Source organism: Micromonospora sp. NPDC006431 (genome assembly GCF_042870725.1).
Lineage (GTDB): Bacteria > Actinomycetota > Actinomycetes > Mycobacteriales > Micromonosporaceae > Micromonospora.
This window is the reverse complement of record NZ_JBIAHQ010000005.1, coordinates 248,458-274,274: the sequence shown is the minus strand read 5'-3', so window position 1 is coordinate 274,274 and position 25,817 is coordinate 248,458. Positions and strand designations below refer to the sequence as shown.

23 protein-coding genes and 1 pseudogene are annotated in these 25,817 nt (G+C 74.4%); 17 read left to right on the top strand and 7 right to left on the bottom strand.

Translation table 11 applies throughout. From position 1 onward, the window contains the following. Positions 1-179: 179 nt before the first annotated feature. Positions 180-446: a GntR family transcriptional regulator gene (locus tag ACFYM6_RS12865; protein ID WP_387274961.1), complete on the bottom strand. Its 267-nt coding sequence runs from the start codon at positions 444-446 to the stop codon at positions 180-182. A 252-nt stretch (positions 447-698) separates the two neighbouring features. Here ACFYM6_RS12865 and ACFYM6_RS12860 point away from each other — a divergent pair, with 252 nt between their 5' ends. From ACFYM6_RS12860 to ACFYM6_RS12830, 7 genes are all read left to right on the top strand, one after another. Next, positions 699-998 carry a DivIVA domain-containing protein gene (locus ACFYM6_RS12860; protein ID WP_387274959.1) on the top strand — a complete coding sequence of 100 codons (300 nt, stop codon included), beginning with the start codon at positions 699-701 and terminating at the stop codon, positions 996-998. Beyond that, the gene (locus ACFYM6_RS12855) at positions 995-1,249 is read left to right on the top strand and encodes a hypothetical protein (protein ID WP_387274957.1); all 255 of its coding nucleotides are present in this window, start codon (positions 995-997) and stop codon (positions 1,247-1,249) included. Before ACFYM6_RS12860 ends, ACFYM6_RS12855 begins: the two co-directional genes overlap by 4 nt. A 241-nt stretch (positions 1,250-1,490) precedes the next feature. Continuing rightward, positions 1,491-2,693, top strand: a complete 1,203-nt coding sequence (locus ACFYM6_RS12850; RefSeq protein WP_387274956.1) for a substrate-binding domain-containing protein — start codon at positions 1,491-1,493, stop codon at positions 2,691-2,693. Between the two features lie 3 nt (positions 2,694-2,696). Beyond that, a complete protein-coding gene (locus ACFYM6_RS12845; protein WP_357438345.1) occupies positions 2,697-3,440 on the top strand; it encodes an ABC transporter ATP-binding protein in 744 nt (247 codons plus the stop codon). Beyond that, positions 3,437-4,222 carry an ABC transporter ATP-binding protein gene (locus tag ACFYM6_RS12840; protein WP_387274953.1) on the top strand — a complete coding sequence of 262 codons (786 nt, stop codon included), beginning with the start codon at positions 3,437-3,439 and terminating at the stop codon, positions 4,220-4,222. The genes ACFYM6_RS12845 and ACFYM6_RS12840 overlap by 4 nt, the downstream gene beginning before the upstream one ends. Next, a complete protein-coding gene (locus ACFYM6_RS12835) occupies positions 4,219-5,109 on the top strand; it encodes a branched-chain amino acid ABC transporter permease (protein WP_387274952.1) in 891 nt (296 codons plus the stop codon). The genes ACFYM6_RS12840 and ACFYM6_RS12835 overlap by 4 nt, the downstream gene beginning before the upstream one ends. Beyond that, positions 5,106-6,221, top strand: coding sequence for a branched-chain amino acid ABC transporter permease (locus tag ACFYM6_RS12830; RefSeq protein ID WP_387274951.1), 1,116 nt, complete (start codon positions 5,106-5,108; stop codon positions 6,219-6,221). The genes ACFYM6_RS12835 and ACFYM6_RS12830 overlap by 4 nt, the downstream gene beginning before the upstream one ends. Before the next feature lie 205 nt (positions 6,222-6,426). Here the strand turns inward: ACFYM6_RS12830 and ACFYM6_RS12825 are convergent, their stop codons facing one another. Next, a complete protein-coding gene (locus tag ACFYM6_RS12825; protein WP_387274949.1) occupies positions 6,427-7,248 on the bottom strand; it encodes a hypothetical protein in 822 nt (273 codons plus the stop codon). 141 nt (positions 7,249-7,389) lie between these two features. On the opposite strand from ACFYM6_RS12825, the gene ACFYM6_RS12820 reads away from it, so the two are divergent. The 4 genes from ACFYM6_RS12820 to ACFYM6_RS12805 all read left to right on the top strand — a co-directional run bounded on the left by ACFYM6_RS12820 (position 7,390) and on the right by ACFYM6_RS12805 (position 12,864). Next, positions 7,390-9,261 carry a BTAD domain-containing putative transcriptional regulator gene (locus ACFYM6_RS12820; RefSeq protein WP_387274947.1) on the top strand — a complete coding sequence of 624 codons (1,872 nt, stop codon included), beginning with the start codon at positions 7,390-7,392 and terminating at the stop codon, positions 9,259-9,261. Between the two features lie 37 nt (positions 9,262-9,298). Beyond that, positions 9,299-11,452 carry a DEAD/DEAH box helicase gene (locus ACFYM6_RS12815; protein ID WP_387274945.1) on the top strand — a complete coding sequence of 718 codons (2,154 nt, stop codon included), beginning with the start codon at positions 9,299-9,301 and terminating at the stop codon, positions 11,450-11,452. 145 nt (positions 11,453-11,597) lie between these two features. Beyond that, positions 11,598-11,828 carry a heavy-metal-associated domain-containing protein gene (locus ACFYM6_RS12810; protein ID WP_073834377.1) on the top strand — a complete coding sequence of 77 codons (231 nt, stop codon included), beginning with the start codon at positions 11,598-11,600 and terminating at the stop codon, positions 11,826-11,828. Further along, a complete protein-coding gene (locus ACFYM6_RS12805; RefSeq protein ID WP_387274944.1) occupies positions 11,821-12,864 on the top strand; it encodes a hypothetical protein in 1,044 nt (347 codons plus the stop codon). The genes ACFYM6_RS12810 and ACFYM6_RS12805 overlap by 8 nt, the downstream gene beginning before the upstream one ends. Before the next feature lie 4 nt (positions 12,865-12,868). Here ACFYM6_RS12805 and ACFYM6_RS12800 read toward each other — a convergent pair whose 3' ends face one another. The 3 genes from ACFYM6_RS12800 to ACFYM6_RS12790 form a co-directional block, all read right to left on the bottom strand. Next, positions 12,869-13,285, bottom strand: a complete 417-nt coding sequence (locus ACFYM6_RS12800) for a helix-turn-helix domain-containing protein (RefSeq protein WP_387274942.1) — start codon at positions 13,283-13,285, stop codon at positions 12,869-12,871. 158 nt (positions 13,286-13,443) lie between these two features. Further along, a complete protein-coding gene (locus ACFYM6_RS12795) occupies positions 13,444-14,595 on the bottom strand; it encodes a class I SAM-dependent methyltransferase (RefSeq protein ID WP_387274940.1) in 1,152 nt (383 codons plus the stop codon). Positions 14,596-14,855: 260 nt separating this feature from the next. Beyond that, on the bottom strand, positions 14,856-16,508 hold the full coding sequence (locus tag ACFYM6_RS12790; RefSeq protein WP_387274938.1) for a DEAD/DEAH box helicase: 1,653 nt from the start codon (positions 16,506-16,508) through the stop codon (positions 14,856-14,858). Between the two features lie 318 nt (positions 16,509-16,826). On the opposite strand from ACFYM6_RS12790, the gene ACFYM6_RS12785 reads away from it, so the two are divergent. Further along, entirely contained in the window at positions 16,827-17,471 is a 645-nt protein-coding gene (locus ACFYM6_RS12785; RefSeq protein WP_387274936.1) for a ferritin-like fold-containing protein, read from the top strand. 51 nt (positions 17,472-17,522) lie between these two features. Here the strand turns inward: ACFYM6_RS12785 and ACFYM6_RS12780 are convergent, their stop codons facing one another. Further along, positions 17,523-17,750, bottom strand: a complete 228-nt coding sequence (locus ACFYM6_RS12780) for a DUF3107 domain-containing protein (RefSeq protein ID WP_073834372.1) — start codon at positions 17,748-17,750, stop codon at positions 17,523-17,525. Between the two features lie 65 nt (positions 17,751-17,815). Beyond that, positions 17,816-18,454, bottom strand: a complete 639-nt coding sequence (locus tag ACFYM6_RS12775; protein WP_073834371.1) for a TetR/AcrR family transcriptional regulator — start codon at positions 18,452-18,454, stop codon at positions 17,816-17,818. A gap of 149 nt (positions 18,455-18,603) precedes the next feature. Here ACFYM6_RS12775 and ACFYM6_RS12770 point away from each other — a divergent pair, with 149 nt between their 5' ends. From ACFYM6_RS12770 to moeZ, 5 genes and pseudogenes are all read left to right on the top strand, one after another. Then, positions 18,604-21,441 (top strand): hypothetical protein, encoded by a 2,838-nt coding sequence (locus tag ACFYM6_RS12770; protein WP_387274934.1) that lies wholly within the window; start codon positions 18,604-18,606, stop codon positions 21,439-21,441. Between the two features lie 46 nt (positions 21,442-21,487). Continuing rightward, positions 21,488-22,462, top strand: a pseudogene (locus tag ACFYM6_RS12765) (alpha/beta fold hydrolase); the annotation flags it as partial. A gap of 137 nt (positions 22,463-22,599) precedes the next feature. Then, on the top strand, positions 22,600-23,508 hold the full coding sequence (locus ACFYM6_RS12760; protein ID WP_387274932.1) for a DUF3152 domain-containing protein: 909 nt from the start codon (positions 22,600-22,602) through the stop codon (positions 23,506-23,508). Positions 23,509-23,594: 86 nt separating this feature from the next. After that, the gene (locus ACFYM6_RS12755) at positions 23,595-24,482 is read left to right on the top strand and encodes a DUF3152 domain-containing protein (protein WP_387274930.1); all 888 of its coding nucleotides are present in this window, start codon (positions 23,595-23,597) and stop codon (positions 24,480-24,482) included. Between the two features lie 107 nt (positions 24,483-24,589). Beyond that, a complete protein-coding gene (moeZ, locus tag ACFYM6_RS12750; protein ID WP_387274929.1) occupies positions 24,590-25,771 on the top strand; it encodes an adenylyltransferase/sulfurtransferase MoeZ in 1,182 nt (393 codons plus the stop codon). Positions 25,772-25,817: the final 46 nt, after the last annotated feature.

The following is a 25,817-nucleotide window of genomic DNA, read 5'->3' as shown; positions in this document are numbered from 1 at the left end:
GGCTGGGCGGGGCGAGAGTGCTCCCGTTCGACGCTACGAACTTGATGACGTGAATGGATCGGCGAGCCGGGCGGAGGTTGCGCTCATCGGTTCCTTTGGAGCTGATGGCGCGAACGATTCAGGCGCGGCTTAGCGTGCCTGAATCGTTTACGACATCAGGTCTGTAGGGAGTGCGGACCCTACTGCCCGGGGCGCTCGGCGACGTAGGTGCCACGACCGGGGTGGCCGGTGATCAGCTCCCGATCGTGCAGCAGCGAGAGGGCCCGCGAGGCGGTGTTCATGTGGACGCCGTAAGCCTCAGCCAGCTCCCGGGTGGACGGCAGCTTGTCGCCCGGCTTCAGCTCGCCGCTCTTGATCTTTGCGGTGAGGTCGTTCGCGATTGTGCGATATGGCGGTTCGGCTGTGGGCATGGTGAGGACTCCGGTTGGTTCGGCGTCCTCGATCATGCCCGGCCTACACCAGTAACTGCAACAAGCTGTCGGGTCGTCACCGTGAGGGGTCGGCCTACACAAGCATTTTGTGTAATCTCATCGGGGTCCGGCTCCGGTTGGTTCGGCAAACCCTGGGGTTCGGACCAGAAGTGGGCTCCGGGGTCGTACCGCCGACTGGGCTGCGGTCGCGGGGCCGGCGGGTCGGCCCCGTCCCCTGTCCGTGGGCCGGCCCGCCTTCCACGGCGCGACCAGGCGAGGAGGGTGGTCATGCGAAACGTGCTGAACCTGTTTCGGCCGGCGAGGAAGCGTGCGAACCGGCCGCCGAACGGCGGCTGGTACCGCTCCGAAACGTGCCGGCCGCTGACCGTGGGGCAGATCCGCGCGCGGCAGTTCCGCAACGTCCGGCGTGGGCTCGACCCGGCCGAGGTGCACGCGTTTCTGCACCGGGTCGCCGGCGACCTGGCCGCCGCCCGGCGGGAACTGGCCCTGATCCAGGAGGAGAACGTCCGGATCAAGCGGGCGCTCCGGAGCTGGCAGTCCCGCTTCAGCCCGGGAGTGCTCCGGTGAACCGGGAGCGCTTCGTGGTGCACCTGCCGGTGCTGGCGACCGACCTCGACGGCGCGCGGCGGTTCGCCCGGTCCATCTGCCGGGCCTTGGGCTTCCTCGCCGACGTGGACCGGGCCGGGGCGACCGTGTCGACGGAGGACGCGCAGTCCGTACGCCACTGGGTCTACTGCGACCGGTTGCTCGACGGCGGCCGGCGCTGCCCGCGCCCGGCGGACCACGACGGCGAGTGCGGGTCGGGCGTGCCCGGATAGGGGGCGGGCGGCCCCTCTCGGGTACGGCTCCGCGATGGCGGGGTGCGACACACCGGCCGGCGCATCGATGGCGGCGGCGGCCATCCGGAGTCGACGGGGTTACGCGAGGATGTCGGGGGTTGTTACACGGGGCCATCCCACCCCGATCACTTGTGTGTTTCGACCACATAGCTCGTGGGTGACGTCACTTCTAGCGTGAGCCGACAACTGACGTTCCCCCCTGTCCTCACCTGGAGTCGCAATGACGATCCGGCACACGCGACGGGTGTTCCTTTCCGCCGCCACGATGATGGCGGCCGCGGTGGCCGTCACGGCGTGTGGCAGCCCGCAGGACACCGCCTCCGGCGGCGGCGAAACCGCCCCGGTCAAGGTCGGGCTGGTGTATTCCCAGTCCGGGCCGCTCGCCAGCTACGGCAAGCAGTACATCGAGGGGTTCAAGGCCGGCCTCGACTTCGCCACCAAGGGCACCGGCAAGGTCGGTGACCGGAAGATCGAACTCACCGAGGTCGACGACGCGGGTGACCCGGCGAAGGCGGTCTCCGCGGCCAAGGACCTGATCGGCAAGGGTGCGAAGATCATCGCCGGCTCCACCTCCTCCGGCGTGGCCCTCCAGGTCGCCCCGATCGCCGCGCAGAACAAGGTGCTCTTCATCTCCGGGCCGGCCGCCACCGACGCGGTGACCGGGGCGAACAAGTACACGTTCCGGTCGGGCCGGCAGTCCTATCAGGACGTGGTGACCGCCAAGTCCTTCATCGGCGACGCCACCGGCAAGAAGGTGGTCGTGTTCGCCCAGGACGGCGCCTTCGGTGACGCGAACGAGGCCGCCGTCAAGGCGGTGATCGGCGGTGCCGGCGCGACCGTGAGCAGCGTCCGGGCCCCGGCGAGCGCCACCGAGTTCACCCCGTTCGCCAGCCAGATCAAGGCCGCCAAGCCGGACCTGCTTTTCGTCGCGTGGGCCGGCACGACCGCCCCCGCCATGTGGCAGACGCTCGACCAGCAGGGCGTACTCGCCTCCACCACGGTCGTCACCGGCCTGGACATCCGCGCCTCCTGGCCGACCTTCGGCGCGGCCGGCAGCAAGATCTCCTTCCTGTCGCACTACTTCGACGGGGCCAGCGACACCGAGGCGGCCAAGGCGGCCAAGGCCAAGATCCCGGGCGGCACCCTCGACCTGTTCCACCCGGACGGCTTCGCCGCCGCCCAGATGGTGGTCCGCGCCGCGCAGGAGGGTGGCGACGACGTCGACAAGATGATCAAGGCGCTGGAGGGCTGGCAGTTCGACAGCATCAAGGGCCAGATGACCATCCGGCCCGAGGACCACGCGCTGCTCCAGCCGATGTACCAGGCCAAGCTGTCGGGCAGCGGCACCGCGTACACGGCGACCGCGCAGAAGACCCTCACCGGTGACGAGACCGCGCCGCCGGTCACCCAGATGAAGGGCTGATCCGTGCTCGCCACCCGCGGTCTGACCTGGCGGATCGGTGAGGTCGCCATCGTCGACAGCGTCTATCTCGACCTCGCGCCCGGCGAGTTCCTCGGCGTGATCGGGCCGAACGGCGCCGGCAAGACCTCCCTGTTCAACCTGATCACCGGCCTGCGCCGGCCCACCGAGGGGCGGATCCTGCTGGACGGGGAGGACGTCACCGCCCTCCCGCCGCACCGGCGGGCGCGCCTCGGGCTGGGGCGCACCTTCCAGGCGTCCTCGGTGTTCGGCTCGCTGACGGTGCGGGAGAACGTCCGGCTCGCCGTACAGGCGCATCGGGGTGGCTCGATGAAGCTGTGGCGGCGGGCGGCGGCCGACCGGGAGGTGGCCGCCGCCGCCGACGCGGCGCTCGACCGGGTCGGCCTGGCCCACCGGGGTACGGCGCTCGCCGGCGCGCTGGCCCACGGCGAGAAGCGCAAGCTGGAGATCGCCCTGCTGCTCGCCGGGGAGCCCCGGGTGATGCTCCTCGACGAGCCGATGGCCGGGGTCAGCGCCGAGGACGTGCCCGAACTGGTCGCCGTCATCAAGTCGTTGACCGGCGACAGCGGGCGGTCGGTGCTCATGGTGGAGCACCACATGGACGTGATCCTGGAACTGGCCGACCGGATCGCCGTGATGCACCACGGGGCGCTGCTGGCCTGCGACACCCCGGACACGGTGATGGCCAACGCCACCGTGCAGGAGGCGTACCTGGGGGAATCGCTATGAGTGAGCCTGTCCTCAGCGTCGAGAACCTGTCGGTGCGGATCGCCGGGCTGCACATCCTCCAGGGGGTGTCGTTCGAGGTCGCGCCGACCGGGGTGACCGTGCTGCTCGGCCGCAACGGCGTCGGCAAGACGACCACGTTGCGCGCGATCGTCGGGCTGACGCCCCGCAACGGCGAGGTGCGCGGCACGATCCGGATGGGCGCGCGCAGCCTGCTCGCCCGCCCCACCCACCGGCTGGTCCGCGACGGCCTCGGCTACGTGCCGGAGGACCGCTGCGTCTTCGCCGGCCTCACCGTCACGGAGAACCTGCGGCTCGCCGAACGGCGGGGCACCACCCCGGCGTACGACAAGGTCTTCGCCCTCTTCCCCGAGCTGGACCGGCGCGGACGGCAACGGGCCGGCTCGCTCTCCGGCGGGCAGCAGCAGATGCTCGCCATCGGTCGGGTGCTGCTCAACGACAACCGGCTGCTGCTGATCGACGAGCCGACCAAGGGGTTGGCGCCGAAGGTGGTGACCGAGGTGGCCGAGGTGCTGGAACGGGTGGCGGAATCCGTGCCGGTGCTGCTGGTCGAGCAGAACCTGGCGGTGGTCCGGCGGCTGGCCAGGGACGCGGTGGTGCTCTCCACCGGCAAGGTGGCCTGGACCGGCGACGCGCAGGAACTGCTGCTGGAGACCACGCTGACCAAGTCGCTGCTGGGCGTCGGCTCGGAGGTGACGGTGAGCGCGAGGAGCGAGCCGGGTCCGCGAGCCGCGCAGTCGCGAACGAAGGATGGCATCGCGTGAGCACGGTGATCCTGCTGGCGCTGACCGGGCTCGGCCTGGCGGCGCTCTACTTCCTGGTGGCCTCCGGCCTCTCCCTGGTCTTCGGCCTGGCCGACGTGCTCAACTTCGCGCACGGCCTGTTCCTCGGCGTCGGCGCGTACGCGACCTGGTGGGCGGCGGCCAACCTGCCCGGCGCCGGGTCGGGCGGCTTCGGGTTCGTGGTGGCGGTCGCCTTCGGCGTGCTCGCCGGGGCGCTGATGGCGGTGCTGGTCGAGCTGGTGCTGATCCGACCGCTCTACTCCCGCACCATCGAGCAGGTGCTGGTCACCGTCGGCCTGTCGCTGGCCGGGGTGGCACTGCTCCAGGCCACCTGGGGCGCCGACCCGCGGCCGTTCCCGCGCCCCGCGTGGACCCGCGAGGTGACCTCGATCCTCGGCGCGAACGTGCCGAACGCCGGGCTGCTGCTGATCATCGCCGCGGTGCTGGTGCTCGGCGGTCTGCTCGCCTTCCTCCGGTTCACCAGGTACGGCCTGATCATCCGGGCCGGCGTGGAGAACCGGGAGATGGTGACCGCGCTCGGCATCGACGTACGCAAGGCGTTCACCCTGGTCTTCGCGATCGGCGGGGCGGCCGCCGCGCTGGCCGGCGCGCTCGGCGGGGTCTACTTCGGCACCGTCTCGCCCGGGCAGGGCGGCTCGCTGCTGATCTTCGCGTTCATCGTGGTGGTCATCGGTGGGATGGGCTCGGTGGTCGGGTCCGCGTACGCGGCGGTCGCGGTCGGGCTGCTGCAACAGTTCGTCAACTACTACGGCACGTCCGGGCTGGGCGACCTCTGCGTCGTCGGGCTGCTCGCCGTGGTGCTGCTGCTGCGTCCGCAGGGCCTGGCCGGAAAGGTGGCTCACGCATGACCGAGGTGAAGAGTCCCGAGGTCGCGGCGCCGCCCGCAGCGGTGCCCGACGAGCTGACCCCCGGGCACTCCCGCTGGCTCGGGCTGCGCCCGTACGCGCCGCTGGCCGCCCTGGTGGTGGCGGCGATCCTGCCGTACTCGACGCTGAACCTGCCGGGCGTCTTCGAGGGGCCGCTGAACTCGCCGGGCACCCTGCAACTGCTCGCCATCTGCCTGGTGTTCGGCGGCCTCGCGGCCGGCTACGACCTGCTCTTCGGGCGGACCGGGATGCTCTCCTTCGGGCACGCTCTCTACTTCGCCGCCGGCGTGTACGGCACCGACATCCTGATCACCCGGTTCGGGCTGCCGCTGTGGCAGGCCGCCCTGTTCACCGTCGTCGGCGGGGCGATCCTCGCCACGCTGCTCGGCGCGGTCGCGCTGCGCACCGTGGGGATCGCGTTCGCCATGGTGACGCTGGCCTTCGCCCAGGTCGGGGCGATCCTGGTGGCTCGCGACTTCGGCGGCCTCACCGGCGGCGAGGAGGGGCTGCCGCTGGACGTGTCCGGGCTGCCGTCCGCGCTTGTCGGGGTCGCCAACACGGTGAACCTCTACTGGCTGGCGCTGGCATACCTGACCCTCGTGGTCTTCGTGGTGCACCGGGTGAGCGGCTCGCCCACCGGCCGGGTGCTGGCCGGGCTGCGCGACGACGAGCGCCGGATCGGGGTGCTGGGGCTCGACCCGTACCGCTTCAAGCTGGTCGCGTTCACCCTGGCCGGCGGGCTGGCGACGGCGGGCGGGGTGGTCTACTGCCTGATCGTGGGCGGTGCGAGCCCGCACGTCACGTCGTCCGAGCTGACCCTGTCGCTGCTGGTCATGGTGGTGCTCGGCGGTCCGGGCACCCGGTGGGGTCCGGTGCTGGGCGGCATCCTCTACATGTACCTGGACCACCGGCTGACCGCCTTCGGCACCAGCGACGCGGTGAACAGCCTCCCGGCGTTCCTCAGCCACCCGCTGTCCCAGCCGCTCTTCGTCCTCGGCACCGTCTTCATCCTGGCCGTCTACTTCTTCCCCGGCGGCCTGGCCAGCCTCCGATCCCGCCTAGCCCCAGTGCTGTCCGCCCTCCGCCGCCACTGACCCCTACCTCCCGGGCTCTCCCGTCTCGTTGATCATGAGATTGGCGGCACGACACGCCGGCGCCGAGCGGGCTAACCTCATGATCGACGGAGCTCGGCCCGGCCAGGTCCTCGGGTCAACGGCGGCTCGGTCCTCGGCCGCTGACCCGAGAAACGACGCGGGGGCGGCGGCCCCCCGTGTGGCCGCCGCCCCCTCCCGTCGTGGGTCAGCCGTTCAACAGCTCGTACGCCAGCGAAGGTGCCTTCGTCACCGCGCTCCCGGTCGGCGCGGTGATCTTCTCCGTGCTGCCGAAGTCGGTGTAGGCGACGACGTACTGGTACGCCTTCTGCTTACCGGCCGCGGGCATCTCCAGCACCAGCGAGGTGAGGTGCCCGTCCGGCCCCACCTGCGCGGTGAACGGCACGTGCTTGCCGGCCTCGCCGAGCGCCGCCGCCTCGCCGTCGTCCAGCGCCTTGGCCGCCTCGCCGCCGGTCACGTCGATGAACCCGGCGTACTTCCCGGGGCCCTGCTGCTCGACGGAGGTCGCCGCGTCGAGCAGCGGGCCCGCGTTGCCCTGGTCCGCGCCGTCGTAGCTCGGCACGCCGCTGGCGTCGGTCAGCTTGGCCTTGTCCAGCGCCATCCACTTCTCCGGGAGCTTCGGCAGGCCCGGCTTACCGCTGAACTTCGCCTTCATCCAGACCTTGTCCTCGATGACCAGGAAGGACATCTTCACGGTGATCCCGTCCTCGGGTGGCATCGCCATGTTCATCTCCAGCGCCTTCGAGGCCGGATCGATCCGCCCGCTCAGATTGCTGGAGGCGTCCTTGCCGGTGAACCGGAACGCGCTCGTGGCCTCGTCCGGGACTGTTGCGAGGAGCGCCTGCTTCGGGTCGACGGACGGGGACGCCGCCGGGGTGGATCCGGTGCCGGTGGAGGCGCCGTCCTTGATCGTGCCGCACCCGGCGGACAGGGTGGTGGCGGCCAGCACGGCCGTCGCGATGCCCGCGACCCGCCGGATCGTCGCGGCGGTGCCGATACGCTGCGTCATTTCGTTGACTCACTTTCCGAAGGGGCTGTTGCGGGGAGATCTTGGCAGGTCACCACGGCCGTCCCGCTGCCGATATGCTGCGGTTCGACTGCCGCGGGCCGCCGTCGGCGTACGGGGCGGGGTGTAGGAGCGGAAACTCGCATGTCACAGGTCTTGCGCTTCGAGATCCTCGGGCCGCAGCGAGCCTGGTACGCGGACCGCCCACTCGATCTCGGCGCCGGCAAGCAGCGGGCGGTACTCGCCGTGCTGCTGCTCTCCGCCGGCCGCCCGGTCTCCACCGGACAGGTCGTCGAGGCGGTCTGGCCGGAGGACCCGCCCGCGAACGGCCCCAACGTCGTGCAGAAGTACGTCGCCGGGCTGCGCCGGGTGCTGGAACCGGACCGGTCCCCGCGTACGCCGGGGCGGGTGCTGACCCTCACCGACGCCGGCTACTTGCTGCGGGTCCCGCCGGAGTCGGTCGACGCGGTCCGTTTCGAGCGCGGTGTGCACCGGGCCCGGCAGCAGCACGCGGCCGGGCGTACCGCCGAGGCGCTGGCGGAGCTGACCGCCGCCCTGGACCTGTGGCAGGGTGACCCGTTCACCGGGTTCTCGGGGCTGTACTTCGACACCGCGCGGCACCGCCTCGTGGAGCTGCGGGCCGTCGCCCTGGAGACCCGCGCCGAGCTGGAACTGGACAGCGGGCGGCACCGCGAGCTGGTCGGCGAACTGGTGGAGCTGGTGGCCGAGTTCCCGGTCCGGGAACGGCTGCGGTACCAGCTCATGCTGGCGCTGTACCGCAGCGGCCGGCAGGCGGAGGCGCTCGCCGCGTACCGGGAGTTCGCCGTCCTGCTCCGCGAGGAGTACGGCATTGAGCCCGGCGAGGTGCTACGGGAGCTGCACGGACGGATGCTGCGCTCGGACGCCACGCTGCTGCTCCCGCCTCCGCAGCGCGCGCTCACCGCACCGGACCCGACCCGGGCCGTGCCGGTCCAGTCGGCGCGCCCGACCGAGAGGCTCACCGCCGCCGCACCCGCCGCGCCCGCCGCGCCGGCCGCGCCCGCCGCGCCCGCCGCGCCGGCCGCGCCCGCCGCGCCCGCCGCGCCCGCCGCGCCGGCCGCGCCCGCCGCGCCCGCCGCGCCGGTCGCATCCGAGCACCCGGCCGCGCCCGCCGCACCCGGGCACCTGGCCGCGCCTGCCGCACCGGTCGCACCTGAGCACCCGGCCGCACCGCCCATATCGGCGCCGCCGTCGGTCCCGGCTGCCGGACCGGTCCCTCCGCCGTCCGTCGGCTGGCTACCGCCCGACACCGCCGGCTGGCCCGCCGGCGGCCCGCCGCCGGTGCCGATGCCCGCGGTCGCGCGCCGCGGCGTGCCACGCTGGCTGAGCATCGGCACCACCGTCGTGTCCGCGCTCACCGCCCTGGCCTCCTTCGGCCTCCTCACCTGGCTGGTGGTGCTCCTGTACGCGATCTGGCGACGGAGCTGGCGCAATGGGCTCGCCGCGGCCTACTACCTGGCGGTGGCCGTGTCCTTCCTGGCCGGCGTCGGCGGCAGCGAGACCGACGAGGTCACCGACTTCGAGGGCTTCCTGATCACCATCTGGCTGATCACCGGGCTGGCGGGCGCGGTGCACGTCGTGCTGCTCAACGGCCGGCTGCTCCACTGGTTCCGCGCCCACTGGGGCCGCCGGCCGCCGGCGGACGACCGTCGGCTGCGCCGAGAGCATGCCCGCTACCTGCTCTACCACTACCCGACGGCGCGCGGGGAACTGCGCATCGGCCGCCCCGACCTGCCCCGGGCGTACGACGACGGTGGTCTCGTCGACATCAACGCGGTGGCGGACCAGGTGATCATCGGGCTGCCCGGGCTGAGCCCGGCGCAGGCGCAGCACCTGGTGCTGGACCGGCGTGTGCGCGGCGCGTACGCCTCGATGGAGGAGTTGGCCGCGCGGTGCCTCCTGCCGCCCGCCGTGAGCGATCCGCTCCGTGAGGTGCTGCTCTTCCTGCCGCCCCCGCCGGGCAACTTGCCCTCGTGATCCCGGACGCCGCCCGGGTGCCTGGTAGAAATGCCGGATGAGCCAGGATCGGGTGGCCGTACGGGAGCGGGCCGAGGCGGTGCTGCGGCGGCTGGCGGGTGAGCACGCCCGGCTCCGTGAGGACCAGTGGCGGGCCATCGAGGCGCTGGTGGTGGACCGCCGGCGGGTGCTCTGCGTGCAGCGCACCGGCTGGGGCAAGTCGGCGGTCTACTTCGTGGCCACCGCGCTGCTCCGCCAGGCCGGCGCCGCCGGGCCCGCCGCCGGCGTGGGAGGCGAGGCAGCCGGCCCGACAGTGATCGTCTCGCCGCTGCTGGCGCTGATGCGCAACCAGGTCGATTCGGCGGCCCGAGCCGGCATCCGGGCCCGCACCATCAACTCGGCCAACCTCGACGAGTGGGACGAGATCACCGCCGAGATCCACGCCGGAACGGTGGACGTGCTGCTGATCAGCCCGGAGCGCCTCAACAACCCGGACTTCCGGGACGGGGTGCTGCCGAAGCTGGCCGCCACCACCGGGCTGCTGGTGGTGGACGAGGCGCACTGCGTCTCCGACTGGGGGCACGACTTCCGGCCGGACTACCGCCGGCTGCGGACCTTCCTCGGCAACCTGCCCGGCCGGACCCCGGTGCTCGCCACCACCGCCACCGCCAACGCCCGGGTCACCGAGGACGTCGCCGAGCAGCTCGGTGACGCCCTGGTGCTGCGCGGCACCCTCGACCGGGAGTCGCTGCGGCTGGGCGTGGTCGACCTGCCGAGCCCGGCCCACCGGCTGGCCTGGCTCGCCGACCACCTCGACGGGCTCCCCGGTTCGGGAATCATCTACACGCTCACCGTCGCGGCGGCCGGCGAGACGGCGGAGTTCCTTCGCGCCCGGGGCTGGCAGGTGGCCGCGTACACCGGCCAGGCCGACGACGCCGACCGCCGCGCCGCCGAGCAGGACCTGCTGGACAACAAGATCAAGGCGTTGGTGGCCACCAGCGCGCTCGGCATGGGCTTCGACAAGCCGGACCTCGGCTTCGTGGTGCACCTCGGCGCGCCGCCCTCGCCCATCGCCTACTACCAGCAGGTGGGCCGCGCCGGCCGGGCCGTGGAGCACGCGGAGGTGCTGCTCCTCCCCGGCGCCGAGGACGCGGCGATCTGGCGGTACTTCGCCTCCCTCGCCTTCCCGCCCGAGCAGCAGGTGCGGGCGGTGCTCGCCGCGCTGCACCCGGACCGGCCCAGCTCCACCCAGGCCCTCGAACCGATCGTCGACCTGCGCCGGGCCCGGCTGGAGCTGATGCTCAAGGTGCTCGACGTGGACGGCGCGGTGCGCCGGGTGCGCGGCGGCTGGCTCGCCACCGGCGAGCCCTGGGTCTATGACGAGCCCCGGTTGCGGCGCGTCGCCCAGGCGCGCGCCGCCGAGCAGCAGGCCATGCTCCGGTACGCGAGCACGACCGGCTGCCGGATGCGCTACCTGCGGGAATGCCTGGACGACGGCGGGGCGGACGACTGCGCCCGCTGCGACAACTGCGCGGGCCCGGTGGTCGGCGCCGAGGTAAGCGACACCGCGCTCACCGCCGCGCAGACCTTCCTCGGCCGCCCCGGCGTGGCGATCGCGCCGAAGAAGCTCTGGCCGACCGGCCTCGACGCGGTGGGCGTACCCCTGAAGGGACGCATCCCCCCGGCGGAGCAGGCGCTGCCCGGCCGGGCCGTGGGTCGCCTCTCCGACCTGGGCTGGGGTGGTCGGCTGCGCGGCCTGGTCGGGCCGGACGCGGCGGACGGCGCGGTCCCCGACGACGTTGCGGCGGCCGTGGTCGAGGTGCTGAAGGCGTGGGCGCACGGCGACGACCCGTGGCCGCGCCGGCCGGTCGGCGTGGTGGCGGTCGGCTCCCGCACCCGTCCGGCGCTGGTCGGCTCGCTCGCCGAGCGGATCGCCACCGTGGGCCGGCTGCCGCTGCTCGGCCGGGTCGCCCGGACCGGCCCGTCCGGGGCCGGCGGGCCGCGCGGCAACAGCGCCCAGCGGGTACGCGCCCTGCACGACGCCTTCGCGCTGCCCGACGAGCTGGCCGACGCCCTGGTCGGGCTGGACGGGCCGGTGCTGCTCGTCGACGACCTGGTGGACTCCGGCTGGACCATGACCATGGTGGCTCGGCTGCTGCGCCGGGCCGGCGCCCCGGAGGTGCTCCCGCTGGCCCTCGCGATCGCCGGCTGATCCGTCGACGGCTTCCGGTCGCGCCCTCGATCTGGGGTAGTCGTCCACCGGCCGGGGTAAGTTCCCGGGCCGGCCGGATTGCGAGCGTCGCCACCGTCTCCGACGGTGCCCCGGGCGGCACCCCGGTTGGCGGTACCGTGGGCGCATGACCGAGCAGCGACCCGTCACCCAGACGTACGCCGTCAGCGGGATGACCTGCGAGCACTGCGTGCGGGCGGTGACCGAGGAGCTGTCCGCCCTGCCCGGCGTCGAGGAGGTCCGGGTCGATCTCGCCGCGGGTACGGCCACCGTCACCAGCAGCGATGCGTTGCCGGTCGAGACCGTCCGGGCCGCCGTCGACGAGGCGGGCTACGAACTGGCCGGCGGCGTTGCCTGAGTCGCCGTCCGTCACCCGTCCCGAGGCACCGGCCCCGGCCGGTCCCGACGCGTCAACCACCCCGGCCGGTCCCGACGCGTCGCCGGCCGTGCTCGACCGCGACCCGCCACCCGGGGCGGGCCCCGGCATGGTGGACGGGGCCACGTTGCGGCTCGCCCTGACGGTGGGCGGGCTGGTGCTCGCCGTGCTGCTCGGCTTCGGCCTCGGACGGCTGAACCCGCCGCCGACCACCGCGTCCGGCGCCGCCCCGACGACCGCGACGCACAGCCACGCGCCGGGCACCGGCGCGCACTCGCACGGCGGGGCCACGGTCACCCAGGGCGACGGCGCGGACGCGGTCGGGCTCTCGCTCAGCTCGGCCGGCTACACGCTCACCGCCCTGACGGTGGAGTTCACCCCCGGCCGGGCCGGTGAGCTGCGGTTCCAGATCCGGGACGAGCGGCGGCGACCGGTCACCCGGTTCGCCGTCGTGCACGACAAGCCGATGCACCTCATCGTGGTGCGCCGCGACCTCACCGGCTATCAGCACCTGCACCCGACGATGGCGGCGGACGGCACCTGGTCGGTGCCGCTGACCCTGCCCGAGGCGGGAGTCTGGCGGGCGTACGCCGACTTCACCGCGGTCGCCGACGACGGCCGGCAGACCGCCGTCACCCTCGGCACCGACCTGGCCGCGCCCGGCGGGTACGCGCCCCGGCCGCTGCCGGCCCCGGCCACCTCGACCACGGTCGACGGGTTCACCGTCGGATACGAGGGCACCCCGACGGCGGGGGCGGCGACCCCGCTGCGGTTCCAGGTGCTCACCCCCGGCGGCACGGCCGCGGCGCTGGAGCCCTACCTCGGCGCGTACGGCCACCTGGTCGCGCTCCGCGAGGGCGACCTCGGCTACGTGCACGTGCACCCGGAGACCCGGCGGGACGGCGACCCGGTCACGTTCTCGCTCAGCGCGCCCGGGCCGGGCCGCTACCGGATGTTCTTCGACTTCCAGGTCGGCGGCGTGGTGCGTACCGCCGCGTTCACCGTGACGGTCGGTTGAGGCGTCAGCCGGCCCGGCGGACCGGGCGGCGTGCCAGGTAGCGGAGCAGGTCCCGGATGTGGTGCTTCTCCTCGGCCGGGACGGTGGGATCGGCCAGCCGCGCCAGGATCACCCGGACGTCCGCCTCCACCGGGGCGTCCTCGGCGCGGCGGCGGGGGACCTGGCCGGCGTCGGGCAGGCCGAGAGCGCGGAAGGCGGCCGCCACCGGCAGATCGAGTGCGGCACAGAAGCCGCGCACCTTGGCCAGCTCCGGGTAGTCCTGCCAGTCACCGGCCAGCCAGCGGAACACCGTGGACCGCCCCACGCCCGTGTGCGTGGCCAGCTCGGTCACCGTCCAGCCGCGCTCCTCGCGGGCGTCGTCGATGGCGCGCCGCACGAAGCGGGCGAACGCCATCTGCGGCGAAACCTCTGCGGAACCCATCCCTCCGGGTCTTCCCTCTCCGGCGCAAGCACCGGACGGTGCGGCCTCCGACAGGGTAGTACGAACGAGGGCCGAAGTAATTGACTGATCGGTCGGGTGGCGGGACGGCCGGGACGGCAGATCGGTTGTCCCGAATCAACTACCGCGACCGGCCGCCGTCAGGTCGGCGATCCGGACAGCAGGGTCTCCAGCCGGGGCGTCACGGCCCACTGGTCGACCAGCTCCCGATACTCCGCCCGCTGGTCGGCGGTCGGCGTGTGCCCGGTGTGCCGGGCCCGGATCAGCAGGTTGCGCGGGGTGTGCCGGGAGTCGACGAACTCCACCACGTCGGCCCGGTAGCCGTGCAGCCGGAGCAGGCCGGCCCGCAGCGCGTCGGTCAGCACGTCCGCGAACCGCTCGCGCAGGATGCCCTGCCGGGTGAGCAGCTCGTACGGCCCCGGGGTCGTCCGGGCGCGGAGCTGGGCCGCCACGTCGTGGTGGCAGCAGGGGGCGGCGAGCACCCACCGGGCATTCCACCGGACGGCGCGGGCCAGCGCCTCGTCGGTGGCGGTGTCGCAGGCGTGCAGCGCCAGCACCAGGTCGGGTGCCGGCTCGACCACCGCCTTGGCGATGGTGCCGGCCACGAAGCTCACCCGGTCGGCCCAGCCCAGCCGCTCGGCCAGCTCGGTGTTGCGGCGGCGCTGGTCCTCGCGGACGTCCACCCCGACCAGCGTCACGTCCAGCCCGCGCCGGATCAGATAGCGGTACGCCGCGAACGTCAGGTACGCGTTGCCGCAGCCGAGGTCGACCACGCGCAACGGCCCGGCCAGGTCGTCGGGCAGGGTGGCCGCCAGCGCGCGCAGGAACGCGTCCACCTGGCGGCGCTTGGCCGCCGAGCCGCCGATCTCGGCGAAGATCGGGTCGCCCGGGTCGAGCAGGTAGTCCTTGGCCCGGTCGTGGCCGCCCGGCTCCGGCGCCGGTCGGCTCGCCGCCGCCCGGTGCACCTGCGCCTCGCCCGACTTGGTCACCCGGAGCTGGAGCGTGGTGTCGGCCGTCTCCACATGCCAGTTGCCGAAGGGCTCGGCGAGCAGCGCGTCGACCGCCGCGCCGGCCTCCGCGCCCGGCGCCACGTTGCGGGTGTACGGCCGGACGCCGTCCGAGGTGGCGATCTGTAGCCGCAGGCCGGCCTTCAGGGTGACCGGGCGCAGCTCGGCGCGGACCACTGAGGGACGCTCGCCGCGGCGCCGCCCGGCGGCGACCGCCCGGGTCAGGGCGGGGTCGAGCAGCAGCGCCCGTACCTCGGTCAGGGCGGCGTCCAACGGTTCCGGCATGGCCTCATCTTCCTCGTCGCCGGGCGGGCCACCGCCGCGCCCCGTCTCGCGGGTGTCCCGCGTCGCCATCCCTGCCGCACTGCGCCCGTGGCTGCAGAGCGCTCTGCAGCCATGGACGCAGCGGTCTGTTGGTCCACTCGGGGTGCGGGATGTTGCGGTGTCAGGGAGCCCGGACACCGCGACGTGCGGGACGTGGAGTCGATCTGAAGCGGGGACGGCCCTCGGACCGGGACCGGTCCGAGGGCCGTCGCCCATCGCTGTCAGTCGGCGGTCGCCTCGGCCGGCGTACCGCTGCCCGAACCACTACTGCGGCGGCGCCGGCGGCGGCGCGGCTTGGTCGGGCCCTCGCCCTCGGCGGCGGCCGACGCGGCCGGCTCGGCCCCGACCTCGGCGGTGACCGCCGCGGTGGGCTCGCCGGCGAGCGTCTCACCGGCCCGGCGGCGCAGGCGGCGGCGCGGCGTGCGGCTGCCCTCGGGCGCCTCGGACGGCTCGGCACCGCTGTCGCCGTCGGCGGGTGTCGCGGCGGCGTCGCCGCCCCGACCCCGCCCGCGTTCCCGGCCCCGGCCCTCGCCGCGCCGCGTACCGCGCTCGCCGCGCCGCGACCGGCCACCGCCCAGGTCCTCCTCGACCTCCGCCGACAGCCCGGCGCGGGTGCGCTCGGCGGTCGGCAGCGTGCCGGTGATCTCGCGGGAGATGTCCAGGTCGGTGTAGAGGTGCGCGGAGGTGTGGTATGTCTCCGGCGGCTCGGGCATGTCGAGCCCGAGGGTCTTGTCGATGATCCGCCAGCGCGGCATGTCGTCCCAGTCGACGAAGGTCACCGCGACGCCGGTCGCCCCGGCCCGGCCGGTACGGCCGATCCGGTGGGTGTAGGTGTCCTGGTCCTCGGGGCAGTCGTAGTTGATCACGTGGGTGACGCCGGTGACGTCGATGCCCCGGGCGGCCACGTCGGTGGCGACCAGCGTGTCGATCTTGCCGGCGCGGAACGCCCGCAGCGCCCGCTCCCGGGCGCCCTGGCCCAGGTCGCCGTGCACGGCGGCCACCGCGAAGCCGCGGAAGTCCAGGTCCTCGGCGACCCGGTCGGCGGCCCGCTTGGTGCGGGTGAAGATCATGGTCAGGCCTCGGCCCTCGGCCTGGAGGATGCGGGCGACGATCTCGACCTTGTTCATCGAGTGGGTGCGGTAGGCCAGCTGCTGGGTCTGCGGCGACGGACCGGTCTCGGCGGTGTGCCCGGCGTGGATCGTCACCGGCCGGCGCAGGAAGCGCCGGGACAGGGCGACGATCGGGTCCGGCATGGTGGCCGAGAAGAGCATGGTCTGCCGGTCCTCCGGCAGCATCGCGAGGATCTTCTCGACGTCGTCGAGGAAGCCCAGGTCGAGCATCCGGTCGGCCTCGTCGAGCACCAGCGCGTGCACCCGGTCGAGCCGCAGGTGCTTCTGCTTGGCCAGGTCCAGCAGCCGGCCCGGGGTGCCGACCAGGATCTCGACGCCCTTGCGCAGCGCCTCGATCTGGGGCTCGTAGGCCACGCCGCCGTAGATCGCCAGCACCCGGACGCCCCGGGTGCGGCCGGCGGCGTCGAGGTCCCTGGCGACCTGGATGCCCAGCTCGCGGGTGGGTACGACGACCAGCGCCTGCGGCACGCCGTCGCTGCCCTCGGACGGGGCGAACACCCGCTCCAGCAGCGGGATGCCGAAGCCGAGGGTCTTGCCGGTGCCGGTCGGCGCCTGGCCGATCAGGTCGACGCCGCGCAGCGCGATCGGCAGCGCGTACTCCTGGATGGCGAACGCGCGGGTGATGCCGGCGGCCGCGAGGGCCTCGACGGTCTCCTGGCGGGCGCCGAGCTCGGCGAAAGTGGGAGCTTCCGGACGAACCGGAGCGGTGGGGGCCAGTTCCTGGCCTTGAATCTGCTCGCTCATATGGATTTGGGGGTGCCCTCTCGTGGTGCGCCCCTCATGTCCTCAGGGCGCGGTCGGTTTGGCGCGGGCCACACGGTCGGGGGCGGTACGCCGAGCCGGACCGGGCCGCACGCGCGCCGGGGGCCGGACAGTGATCAGCTCGGTTGATGTCCGCTGCTGATCGGATCGGTGCCCACGGCAACTGTTCCATACTACCTGAACAGCCCCTGGGTCGTCCTGATTCCGCTGCTGGGCTGCTGTTCCGGGGGCAGCGGGCGTGACCTGGGCCACAGATCGACGGGGTCAGCGGGGGTGGCGGCCGGGCGGTAGCCTGCGCTCGTGTCCGCCCCCGATCCCGCCCTGGTCGACCTGCTCGGCCTCGTGGCCTACGGCGAACTGCTCGCCTTCGACCGGCTGGCCGCCGACGCCCGCCTCGCCCCCGACCTGCCCCGGCGGGCCGCGCTCAGCGAGATGGCCGCCGCCGAGATCGCGCACTACCGGTGGATCGCCGACCGGATCACGGCGCTGGGCGTACGGCCCGACGAGGCGATGGGCCCGTACGTCGAGGCGTTGCAGGCGTACCACGACTCGACCGAGCCGAAGGACTGGCTGGAGGCGGCGACCAAGGCGTACGTCGGGGACGCCGTCAGCGACGACTTCCTGCGGGAGATCGCCGACGGGCTCGACGGGCCGGACCGGCAGCTCATCCTCGACGTGCTGCACGACTCGCGCTACGCCGAGTTCGCCGCCACCGAGATCCGGGCCGCCATCGAGGCCGACCCCCGGGTGGCCAACCGGCTCTCCATGTGGGCGCGGCGGCTGGTCGGGGAGGCGTTGTCCCAGGCCGGCCGGGTCGCCGCCGCGGACCGGGGGGCGCTCACCGCGTTGATCGCGCGCCGGGAGGGGGTGGACGTGCCGGCGCTGTTCCGCCGGCTGACCGACGCGCACACCGCGCGGATGACCGCCGCGGGGTTGAACAACTGACGCCCGGAGCCGCCGTGGCGGGGTGCCCGCCGCGGCGCCTCCGGCAGGAAATCAGCGGACGGTGAACCCGACCGCGCGGGGTGCGGCCTCGGCGATCTCGACGTAGGCGACCTTGCCGACCGGCACGATGACCCGCCGGCCCTTCTCGTCGGTCAGGGAGAGCGTGCCCTCCCCCTTGGCGATCGCGTCGGTCACGATTTGCTCGACCTCGGCCGGCGACTGCCCGCTCTCCAGGACCAGCTCACGCGGCGCGTACTGCACGCCGATCTTGACCTCCACGGTGCCTCCTCAACTGGGGCGAAAAAGCCGCCGTGAGAAGGCTATCCGATCTGGTGTACCGATGTTCAGGCTGACTCGCCTTGCAGCGGGAAGCTGGCGATGCCCCGCCAGGAGAGGGCGGCCACCAGCGCCTCGGCCTCCGCCTTGGGCACCTGCCGGCCGCTGGCCAGCCAGAACTGGGCGGCCGTCTCGGCGGCGCCGACCAGGCCGGAGGCGAGCAGTTCGGCGTGTGCCCGGCTCACGCCGGTGTCCGAGATGATGGTGTCGGTTATCGCGGCGATGCAGCCCTGCTCGACCCGTTCCACCCGCTGCCGGACGGCCGGGTCGTTGCGCAGGTCCGACTCGAAGACCAGGCGGAACGCCTCGCTCTCGTGATCGACGAAGTCGAAGTAGGCGCGCACCGACGCGCTGACCCGCTCCTTGTTGTCGTTGGTGCCGCGCATCGCGTCGCGCACCTTCGCCACGATGGCGTCGCAGTGCGTGTCCAGCAGCGCGAGGTAGAGCTCCATCTTGCCCGGGAAGTGCTGGTAGAGCACGGGCTTGGAGACTCCCGCCCGCTCGGCGATGTCGTCCATCGCGGCAGCGTGGTAGCCCTGCGCGACGAACACCTCCTGGGCGGCGGCGAGCAGTTGCTTGCGGCGCGCCGAGCGGGGCAGGCGGGTGGGCCGGCCGGCGGTCTGTGCACCGTTCCCCACAGCGGTCATGGGAACCTCCGAGTTTCATCGTACGAGCCGGCACTTATCACCCGAACCGGTCGGGGCTCGTGAACCCGTCGCGGAATTGGCCCGCCGCTGTAACTTATCGCCACTGTCGCCACACGGTAGCCTCAGCGGGGGCGACCAAGGAGCGCGCGGTGAGTGATTCAGGGCAACCCGGAGCCGCCACCCCGGGAGAGCACGGCGACGGGACGGGTCAGCACGACGACCTGGCCCGCACCGGCGGCGGGTGGGCGCCCCCGGCGTCCGGCTGGGCCCGGGGCGCGGAGCCGCCGGCCGCCTGGCCCCGCGCCGATCTCACCGGTTGGGGCGCCTCGTCGCCCCGCCACGGCGACCTCCCGGCCCCGCTGCCCGGGCTGCCCGCCGAGGAACCGTCGGGTCGGGTCAACGGCCGCCACGTCAACGGCGTGGACCACGCCGGGGAGGAGTCGCCGGTGACCCGCCAGGCGCCGGTGAGTGCCCCGCCCGTCGACGAGCCACGCCGGGAGACCGACGCCGACCGCCTGGTCGTCCCGGCCCAGCGGCCCGCCCCCGCGGTGGAGCAGCCGTCCGCCGAGGCGGAGCCGCCGCCGGCCCGGCATTCATCGGACGAAGCGCTGCCCGGCCGCGTGTCGCGCCGGGCGGAGGGCAGGGGCCCCACCTCCGCGCCGCCGGCCCTCCAGGTGCCGCCGGTCGGCGCGGCCGCCTCCGGCTTCGAGGTCCCGCCCGGCTTCCACGCCCCGGCCGCCGAGCGGGCCGCCGCCGAGCCGCCCCCGTCACTCTCCCGGGGCTGGGCCGACCCGCGCCCGCCCGAGCCACCGGCCGGGCCGCCGACCGCGTCCGGGGGCTGGGCCGACCAGCGCTCGCCGGAGTCACCGGCCGAGCCGCCGTCCGGGTCCCGGGGCTGGGCCGACCGGGGGCCGGGCGAGCCGCCGGCGCTGTCGCGCTGGGCCCCGGCCGACTCGCCGGCCGAGCCGCCGTCGCTCTCCCGGGGCTGGGCCGAGCGCCCCTCGTCGGCGCCGCCGGCCGGGCCGGCTGCGGGCCCGCCCGAGGAGCCCCGCACCCCGGCGGCCGACGACCGGCGCGCGCCGGCGGACGAACGCCGGCCGTCGCCGGCCGAGGAGCCGGAGTGGTCCGAGCCCGGCTGGGGCGGCGGCTGGGCGCCGGCGTGGTCGCGCGAGGCGGAACCGGCGGGCCGCCGGGCCCGGGATGACGAGACAACGGGCCGCCGCGCCCGCGAGGAGGAGCCGGTCGGCCGCCGGGCCCGCGACGAGCGCGCCGCCGAGTGGACACCCGAGCCGGCCGAGCAGCCCACGCCCTACGAGCCGCCGCGCGGCGAGCCGACCCGCCCGCACGAGCCGGTCCGGGCCGAGCCGTCGTCCGGGTACGGGCCACCGCGCCCCGAGCCGGCCCGGCCGTACGAGGTGTCCCGGAGCGACGCCGAGTCCCGCCCGGCGTACGAGCCGGTGGCGCGGGAGAGCCGCGAACGGCCCTCCTGGGCCGGGCCGCCGGTGCCGGTGGCCCCGTTCAGCGCGCCGCCGCACGCCGCTCCGACCAGCGCCCCGCCGGTGCCGCGGGAGGCCCCGGCCAGCGCCCCGCCCGCCGGGTACGGCCCGCCGGCCGGCGCCCGGGCGGAGGAGCGCGAGGGCGCGTCGTACCGGCCACGCACCGACGAGACACCGGGCCCCGTCGCCAGCGGTGGGTCCCGCGTCGACCGCACTCCCGCGTCCGCCCCGACGAGCGCGCCCCCCTACGCGGCCCGCCGGTCCGCCCCCGAACCGGTGCCGACGGCCGAGCCGGCCGCCGAGACCCGGCCGACGGACCCCGCCGCGGCGGTGCTGCCGCAGCGCGTCCCCGCCGAACCGGACGTGCCCGTCGTGCCGGAGCCGCCAGCTGTGGAACCGCCCGCCGAAACCCCGGAACTCGCCCGCATCGCCACCCACCTGCGCCGTGACGACGAGCCCGCGCCGCTGCGCGAGCGGCCCGAGGGCTTCGACGTCAACGCCATCCTCGACGCCGTCCGGGAGGTGGCCGGCGTCCGGGACGCGGCGCTGCGCCGTACCCCGGCCGGGGCGCACAGCCTCCGGCTCGACCTCGCCGACGGCGCCGACCCGGCGGAGGTGAGCCGGATGGTGGCCCGCCTGCTCCAGGAGCGGATGGGGCTGGCCGCGGCCCCGCAGAACCTGCCCGGTGCTCCTGCCGCCGCACCGCCCCCGGTCCGTCGCCGGTCGGCCCAGCCGCGCCCGGAGCGGGCCACCGGCGAGCCGCGGGTGGCCGCGGACCGACCGGGTGCGCCCCGACCGGTCCCGAGCCGGTCGGCGGAGGGCCCGTTCGGCGCGCCTGAGGCGCGAGCCGGCCGGCCCGCGGAGCTGCCGGCCGAGGGCGCCGAGCCGGCTGCCGAGCCGCCCCGCCGGCGCCGGCAGGCCGCGACCCACCGGGGCCGGGCCGCGGTGGAGGAGTCGTCGCTCGCCGCCGCCCCGGCCGGCGCGGCCACCGGAAGCCCGGTCACGCTCGGTACGTCGTACTCGGGCGGGCAGATGACCACGACGGAGACCGCACCCTCCCGACCGCTGGACACCGGCGGCGCGCCGGGGCCCCGGGTGCTGATCGACCACGTCCAGATGAGCACCTTCGGCCTCGACGCCACCGTGGAGGTACGCCTGATCGCCGGGGACCGGACGGCGGAGGGGCACGCCACCGGGCCGGCCGTCGACGGCTACGTGCTGCGGCTCTGCGCGGTGGCCGCCGCGGCGGCGGTGGACGAGCTGCTCGGCCGCGCGGCCTCGACCGGGGAGCGGGGACGCTGCTTCGTCGAGCACGCCGCGGTGGTGCCGTTCGGCAACTGCGAGGTGGCGACCGTGGTGGTGCTGCTGGTCTGCGCCGGCTGGGTGGAGCAGTTGGCCGGTTCGGCGCTGGTGGCCGGCGATCCCCGGCAGGCGGCGGTCCGGGCGACCCTGGCCGCGGTGAACCGCCGGCTGGAAGCGCTGCTCGCCTGAGCCGAAGACCGGTGTCGGGCGGCCGGGGCGCGGGAACACTGGAGCCATGAAACGCGCCGCCCTCTGGCCGGATCATCTCCTGCCCGCGCACCATGTCCCGCCGCCCTGGCCGGGCCGGGAAGTACGCCTCGACGGCACGGTGACGTACGTCCGGGAGACCCCGGCCACCGGCCCCGGCGCCGAGCCGGCGCTCTACGTGCACGGCCTGGGCGGCTCGTCGCAGAACTGGACGGACCTGGCCGGCCTGCTCGCCGACCGGCTCGACGGGCAGGCGATCGACCTGCCCGGCTTCGGCCGCAGCGAGCCCGGCCGGCGATACACCGTGCCGGCCTTCGCGGACCGGGTGATCCGCTGGATCGAGCACAGCGGCCGGGGCCCGGTGCACCTGTTCGGCAACTCGCTCGGCGGGGCCGTCTCGGTACGGGTGGCGGCGCTGCGGCCGGACCTGGTCCGGACGCTGACCCTGGTCTCCCCGGCGCTGCCGTTCCTGGACTTCCGCCGCTCGGTGCAGGGGCGGATGCTGCCGCTGCTGGCATTCCCCGGAGGGGAGCGGGTGGCCGCCTGGCGGCTGACCCAGCTCGCCCCCGAGATGCTGGCCCAGGAGGTGATGGAGGCGTGCATCGCCGACCTGACCCGGATCTGTGACCAGCGCCGGCAGGAGGCGATCGAGGAGATCCGGATCCGCTACGAGGCGGACCACTACGCCGCCGTGTACGTCCGGACGTTCCGGGGCCTGGTCGCCAGCTTCCTGCGGTCGTACCTGCCGGGCACCGGTTCGCTGTGGCGGCTGGCGGCGGCGGTGCGCGCGCCCACCCTGGTGGTCGGGGGACGGCAGGACCGGCTGGTGGACGTCCGGGTGGCGCCGCAGGCCGCCCGGGTGATCCCGGACAGCCGCCTGCTGATGCTCGACGGGGTCGGGCACGTGGCCCAGTTGGAGGTGCCCCGGACGGTGGCGCGGGCCGTCCTGGCACTGCTCGCCGAGACCCGGGCCGACGCGGCGGCGGCCGGGTCGCGGGCCGGAGCGGTGCCCGCCGAGCCGCGGGGCAGCGGAGTGTCCGCCGAGGCCCGGGGCGGCGCGGCGCCCGCCGACCCCCGGGACTGCCTGCTCGCCGGAACGGAGGACAGCGCCCTCCGCCGGGACATGGCAGGCTGAGCGCGATGTCCTCCGCCCCCCGTCCGCGCCGCGCCGCCGCGCCGGTTGCCGCCCGTCGCCCGGCAGCCCGCTGGCGGTCCGCGATCGTACTGCTCGCGTTCCTGAGCGCCGCCGGGATCGCCGTGGCCGCCGCGGTGCAACGGCCGTTGGCCTGGGCCGAGGTGCTGGTCGGCGACGAGGGGCTGATCCAGCCGCCGGCGCCGTCGAGCACCGGGTCGACGCCGTCCGCCCCGACGAGTCCGGCGCCGACGCCGTCCGCCCCGGTGAGCCCGTCGCCGACGCCGGGCCCGGTCAACCCGGAGGCGGTGCTGAGCCTGCCCGGTCCGGTGCCCGCGCACGGGCGGGGTAGCTTCGCGTACGACGACCGGCCGGGCGAGGTGCTGGGCCGGGCAGGAGTGCTGCGGCGCTTCCGGGTGGCGGTGGAGGACGGCTCCGGCGAGGAGGTGCCCGCCTTCGGCGACGCCGTGCAGCGGGCCCTGGCCGGGCCCGGGAGTTGGGTGGACAGTGGCCGGCTCCGGTTGCAGCGGGTGGCCCCCGGCGAGCGGTATGACTTCACCGTCTACCTGGCCACCCGGGACACCGCCGGCCGGCTGTGTCTCGCCGGCGGAATCGACATCCGGGTGGGCGGGCGGCCGTACACGTCCTGCCGGGTGCCCGGCAAGGTGGTCATCAACCTGGACCGCTGGCGTACCTCGGCGCCGCATCTGGTCGCGGCGAAGGTGCCGCTGGACACGTACCGGCTCTACGTGATCAACCACGAGGTCGGCCACCAGTTGGGGCACCATCACGAGGGGTGCCCGGGGGCGGGGAAGGCGGCACCGGTGATGCAGCAGCAGACCCTCTTCCTCAACGGCTGCCGGCCGAACCCGTGGCCATACCTCAACGGCAAGCGGTACACCGGCCCGGCGCTCTGATGCGCCCCGACAGCATGATGAGAACCATTCGCGTTATCTTGCGGCAAAGGCGGCCGGTCACCCGAATCGCATGACACGCTGGCCGTATGACCTCGCCGTCCCCTTCCGGCCCGAATGCGGAGCCCGGTCAACCGCCGCCCGGCGGTCCGGCCCGGCTCGACTTCGACCGCTCGCCGGCCCGTCCGGGGACCGTCGCCCCGGTCCCGCCCGGGCCGCGCCGGCTGCCGTGGCGGCGCCGTCGGACCGCCCTGCTCCTGATCGCCGTGTTGGCGGCGGGTGGCAGCGTGGCCGGTCTGCCGGTCCTGGTCCACCGGTCCGCCGACCGGCCCCCGATGGCCACCTCGAACCAGCGGTCGGCGAACGGCGGGCGCGACGAACCCCGGGTGGCGCCGACCGGCTACCCGACCGTCGGCCCCGGCAGCTTCGCCGCGGCCGACGGCCGATCACCGGTCCGGGGGTACGAGGGGCCGCTGCGCCGCTACCGGGTCGAGGTGGAGCAGGACACCGGGCAGGACGCGGACGAGTTCGCCGCCACGGTGGACGCGGTGCTCGGCGACCCCCGGAGCTGGATCGCCTCCCGGGAACTGCGGGTGCAGCGGGTGGCCGAGGCGTCCGCCGCCGACTTCACCATCTACCTGGCCACCCCGGCCACCTCGGAGCGGATGTGCGCCGACGGAGGCCTGAGCACCCAGCGATACACCTCCTGCCGGCTGCCCGGCCGGGTCGTCATCAACCTGGCGCGCTGGATGGAGGCGGTGCCGGACTACGGTGCGCCGCTCGAGGTCTACCGGACATACGTGATCAACCATGAGGTCGGGCACGAGTTCGGCGAGCTGCACCAGGCCTGCCCGAGGCCGGGCGAGCCGGCCCCGGTGATGCAGCAGCAGACGTACGGACTGGACGGCTGCCTGCCCAACGCCTGGCCGTACGTTGACGGGGTCCGCTACGAGGGGGAGTTGACCGAGGGGGTCTGAACTATTCCCGCTCCCGCATGTCGGGCTACGTGTCGCTCATCATGGCCGATCCCTAACGCGGCGAGTGACAATTACCCGGTCCCGCCGCCGATCCCGGGGAGTCCACCGTGTCGCTGCCCCCGCTCGTCGAACCCGCCGCCGAGCTGACCGTAGACGAGATCCGTCGCTACTCGCGCCACCTGATCATCCCGGACGTCGGGGTCGAGGGGCAGAAGCGACTGAAGAACGCCCGGGTGCTCTGCGTCGGTGCCGGCGGTCTCGGCTCGCCGGCCCTGCTGTACCTCGCCGCCGCCGGCGTCGGCACCCTCGGCATCATCGACTTCGACACCGTCGACGAGTCGAACCTCCAGCGGCAGGTCATCCACGGCGTCTCCGACGTCGGCCGGTCGAAGGCCGAGTCCGCCGCCGCGTCGATCCGCGAGATCAACCCGTTGGTCACCGTGGAGATCCACAACACCGCGCTGGACCGGGACAACGTCAAGGAGATCTTCTCCCAGTACGACCTGATCGTCGACGGCACCGACAACTTCGCCACCCGCTACATGGTCAACGACGCAGCGGTGCTGCTCGGCAAGCCGTACGTCTGGGGTTCGATCTACCGGTTTGACGGCCAGGCGTCGGTGTTCTGGGCCGAGCACGGCCCCTGCTACCGCTGCCTCTACCCGGAGCCGCCGCCGCCCGGCATGGTCCCGTCCTGCGCCGAGGGTGGCGTGCTGGGCGTGCTCTGCGCGTCCATCGGGTCGATCCAGGTCAACGAGGCGATCAAGCTGCTCACCGGCATCGGCGAGCCGCTGGTCGGCCGGCTGATGGTCTACGACGCCCTGGAGATGAGCTACCGCAAGATCAAGGTCCGCAAGGACCCCAACTGCGTGCTCTGCGGCGAGAACCCCACGGTCACCGACCTGCTGGAGGACTACGAGGACTTCTGCGGCGCGGTCTCCGTCGAGGCGCAGGAGGCGGTGGTCGACTCGACCATCACCGCGCTGGAGCTGAAGGAGTGGCAGGACGCCGGCAAGGACGTCTTCCTGGTCGACGTCCGGGAGCCCGCCGAGTATGAGATCGTCCGGATCCCCGGCGCGACCCTCATCCCCAAGGGCGAGATCATCTCCGGCGAGGCGCTCGCCAAGCTCCCGCAGGACCGGCAGATCGTGCTGCACTGCAAGTCCGGCGTCCGCTCCGCCGAGGCGCTCGCCGCGCTGAAGGCCGCCGGCTTCAAGGACGCGGTGCACGTCCAGGGTGGCGTGCTCTCCTGGATCAAGCAGATCGACCCGTCGCTGCCCACCTACTGAGTCGGACCGAGCGGGCCTTCCGCGATGCCGGTAGGGCCCGCTCGTA

Bases quoted from the DNA above. Each gene is read 5' to 3' on its own strand.
- ACFYM6_RS12865 (WP_387274961.1), bottom strand. From the start codon at position 446: ATGATCGAGGACGCCGAACCAACCGGAGTCCTCACCATGCCCACAGCC.
- ACFYM6_RS12860 (WP_387274959.1), top strand. From the start codon at position 699: ATGCGAAACGTGCTGAACCTGTTTCGGCCGGCGAGGAAGCGTGCGAAC.
- ACFYM6_RS12850 (WP_387274956.1), top strand. From the start codon at position 1,491: ATGACGATCCGGCACACGCGACGGGTGTTCCTTTCCGCCGCCACGATG.
- ACFYM6_RS12840 (WP_387274953.1), top strand. From the start codon at position 3,437: ATGAGTGAGCCTGTCCTCAGCGTCGAGAACCTGTCGGTGCGGATCGCC.
- ACFYM6_RS12830 (WP_387274951.1), top strand. From the start codon at position 5,106: ATGACCGAGGTGAAGAGTCCCGAGGTCGCGGCGCCGCCCGCAGCGGTG.
- ACFYM6_RS12825 (WP_387274949.1), bottom strand. From the start codon at position 7,248: ATGACGCAGCGTATCGGCACCGCCGCGACGATCCGGCGGGTCGCGGGC.
- ACFYM6_RS12820 (WP_387274947.1), top strand. From the start codon at position 7,390: ATGTCACAGGTCTTGCGCTTCGAGATCCTCGGGCCGCAGCGAGCCTGG.
- ACFYM6_RS12815 (WP_387274945.1), top strand. From the start codon at position 9,299: ATGAGCCAGGATCGGGTGGCCGTACGGGAGCGGGCCGAGGCGGTGCTG.
- ACFYM6_RS12810 (WP_073834377.1), top strand. From the start codon at position 11,598: ATGACCGAGCAGCGACCCGTCACCCAGACGTACGCCGTCAGCGGGATG.
- ACFYM6_RS12800 (WP_387274942.1), bottom strand. From the start codon at position 13,285: ATGGGTTCCGCAGAGGTTTCGCCGCAGATGGCGTTCGCCCGCTTCGTG.
- ACFYM6_RS12795 (WP_387274940.1), bottom strand. From the start codon at position 14,595: ATGCCGGAACCGTTGGACGCCGCCCTGACCGAGGTACGGGCGCTGCTG.
- ACFYM6_RS12790 (WP_387274938.1), bottom strand. From the start codon at position 16,508: ATGAGCGAGCAGATTCAAGGCCAGGAACTGGCCCCCACCGCTCCGGTT.
- ACFYM6_RS12775 (WP_073834371.1), bottom strand. From the start codon at position 18,454: ATGACCGCTGTGGGGAACGGTGCACAGACCGCCGGCCGGCCCACCCGC.
- ACFYM6_RS12760 (WP_387274932.1), top strand. From the start codon at position 22,600: ATGTCCTCCGCCCCCCGTCCGCGCCGCGCCGCCGCGCCGGTTGCCGCC.
- ACFYM6_RS12755 (WP_387274930.1), top strand. From the start codon at position 23,595: ATGACCTCGCCGTCCCCTTCCGGCCCGAATGCGGAGCCCGGTCAACCG.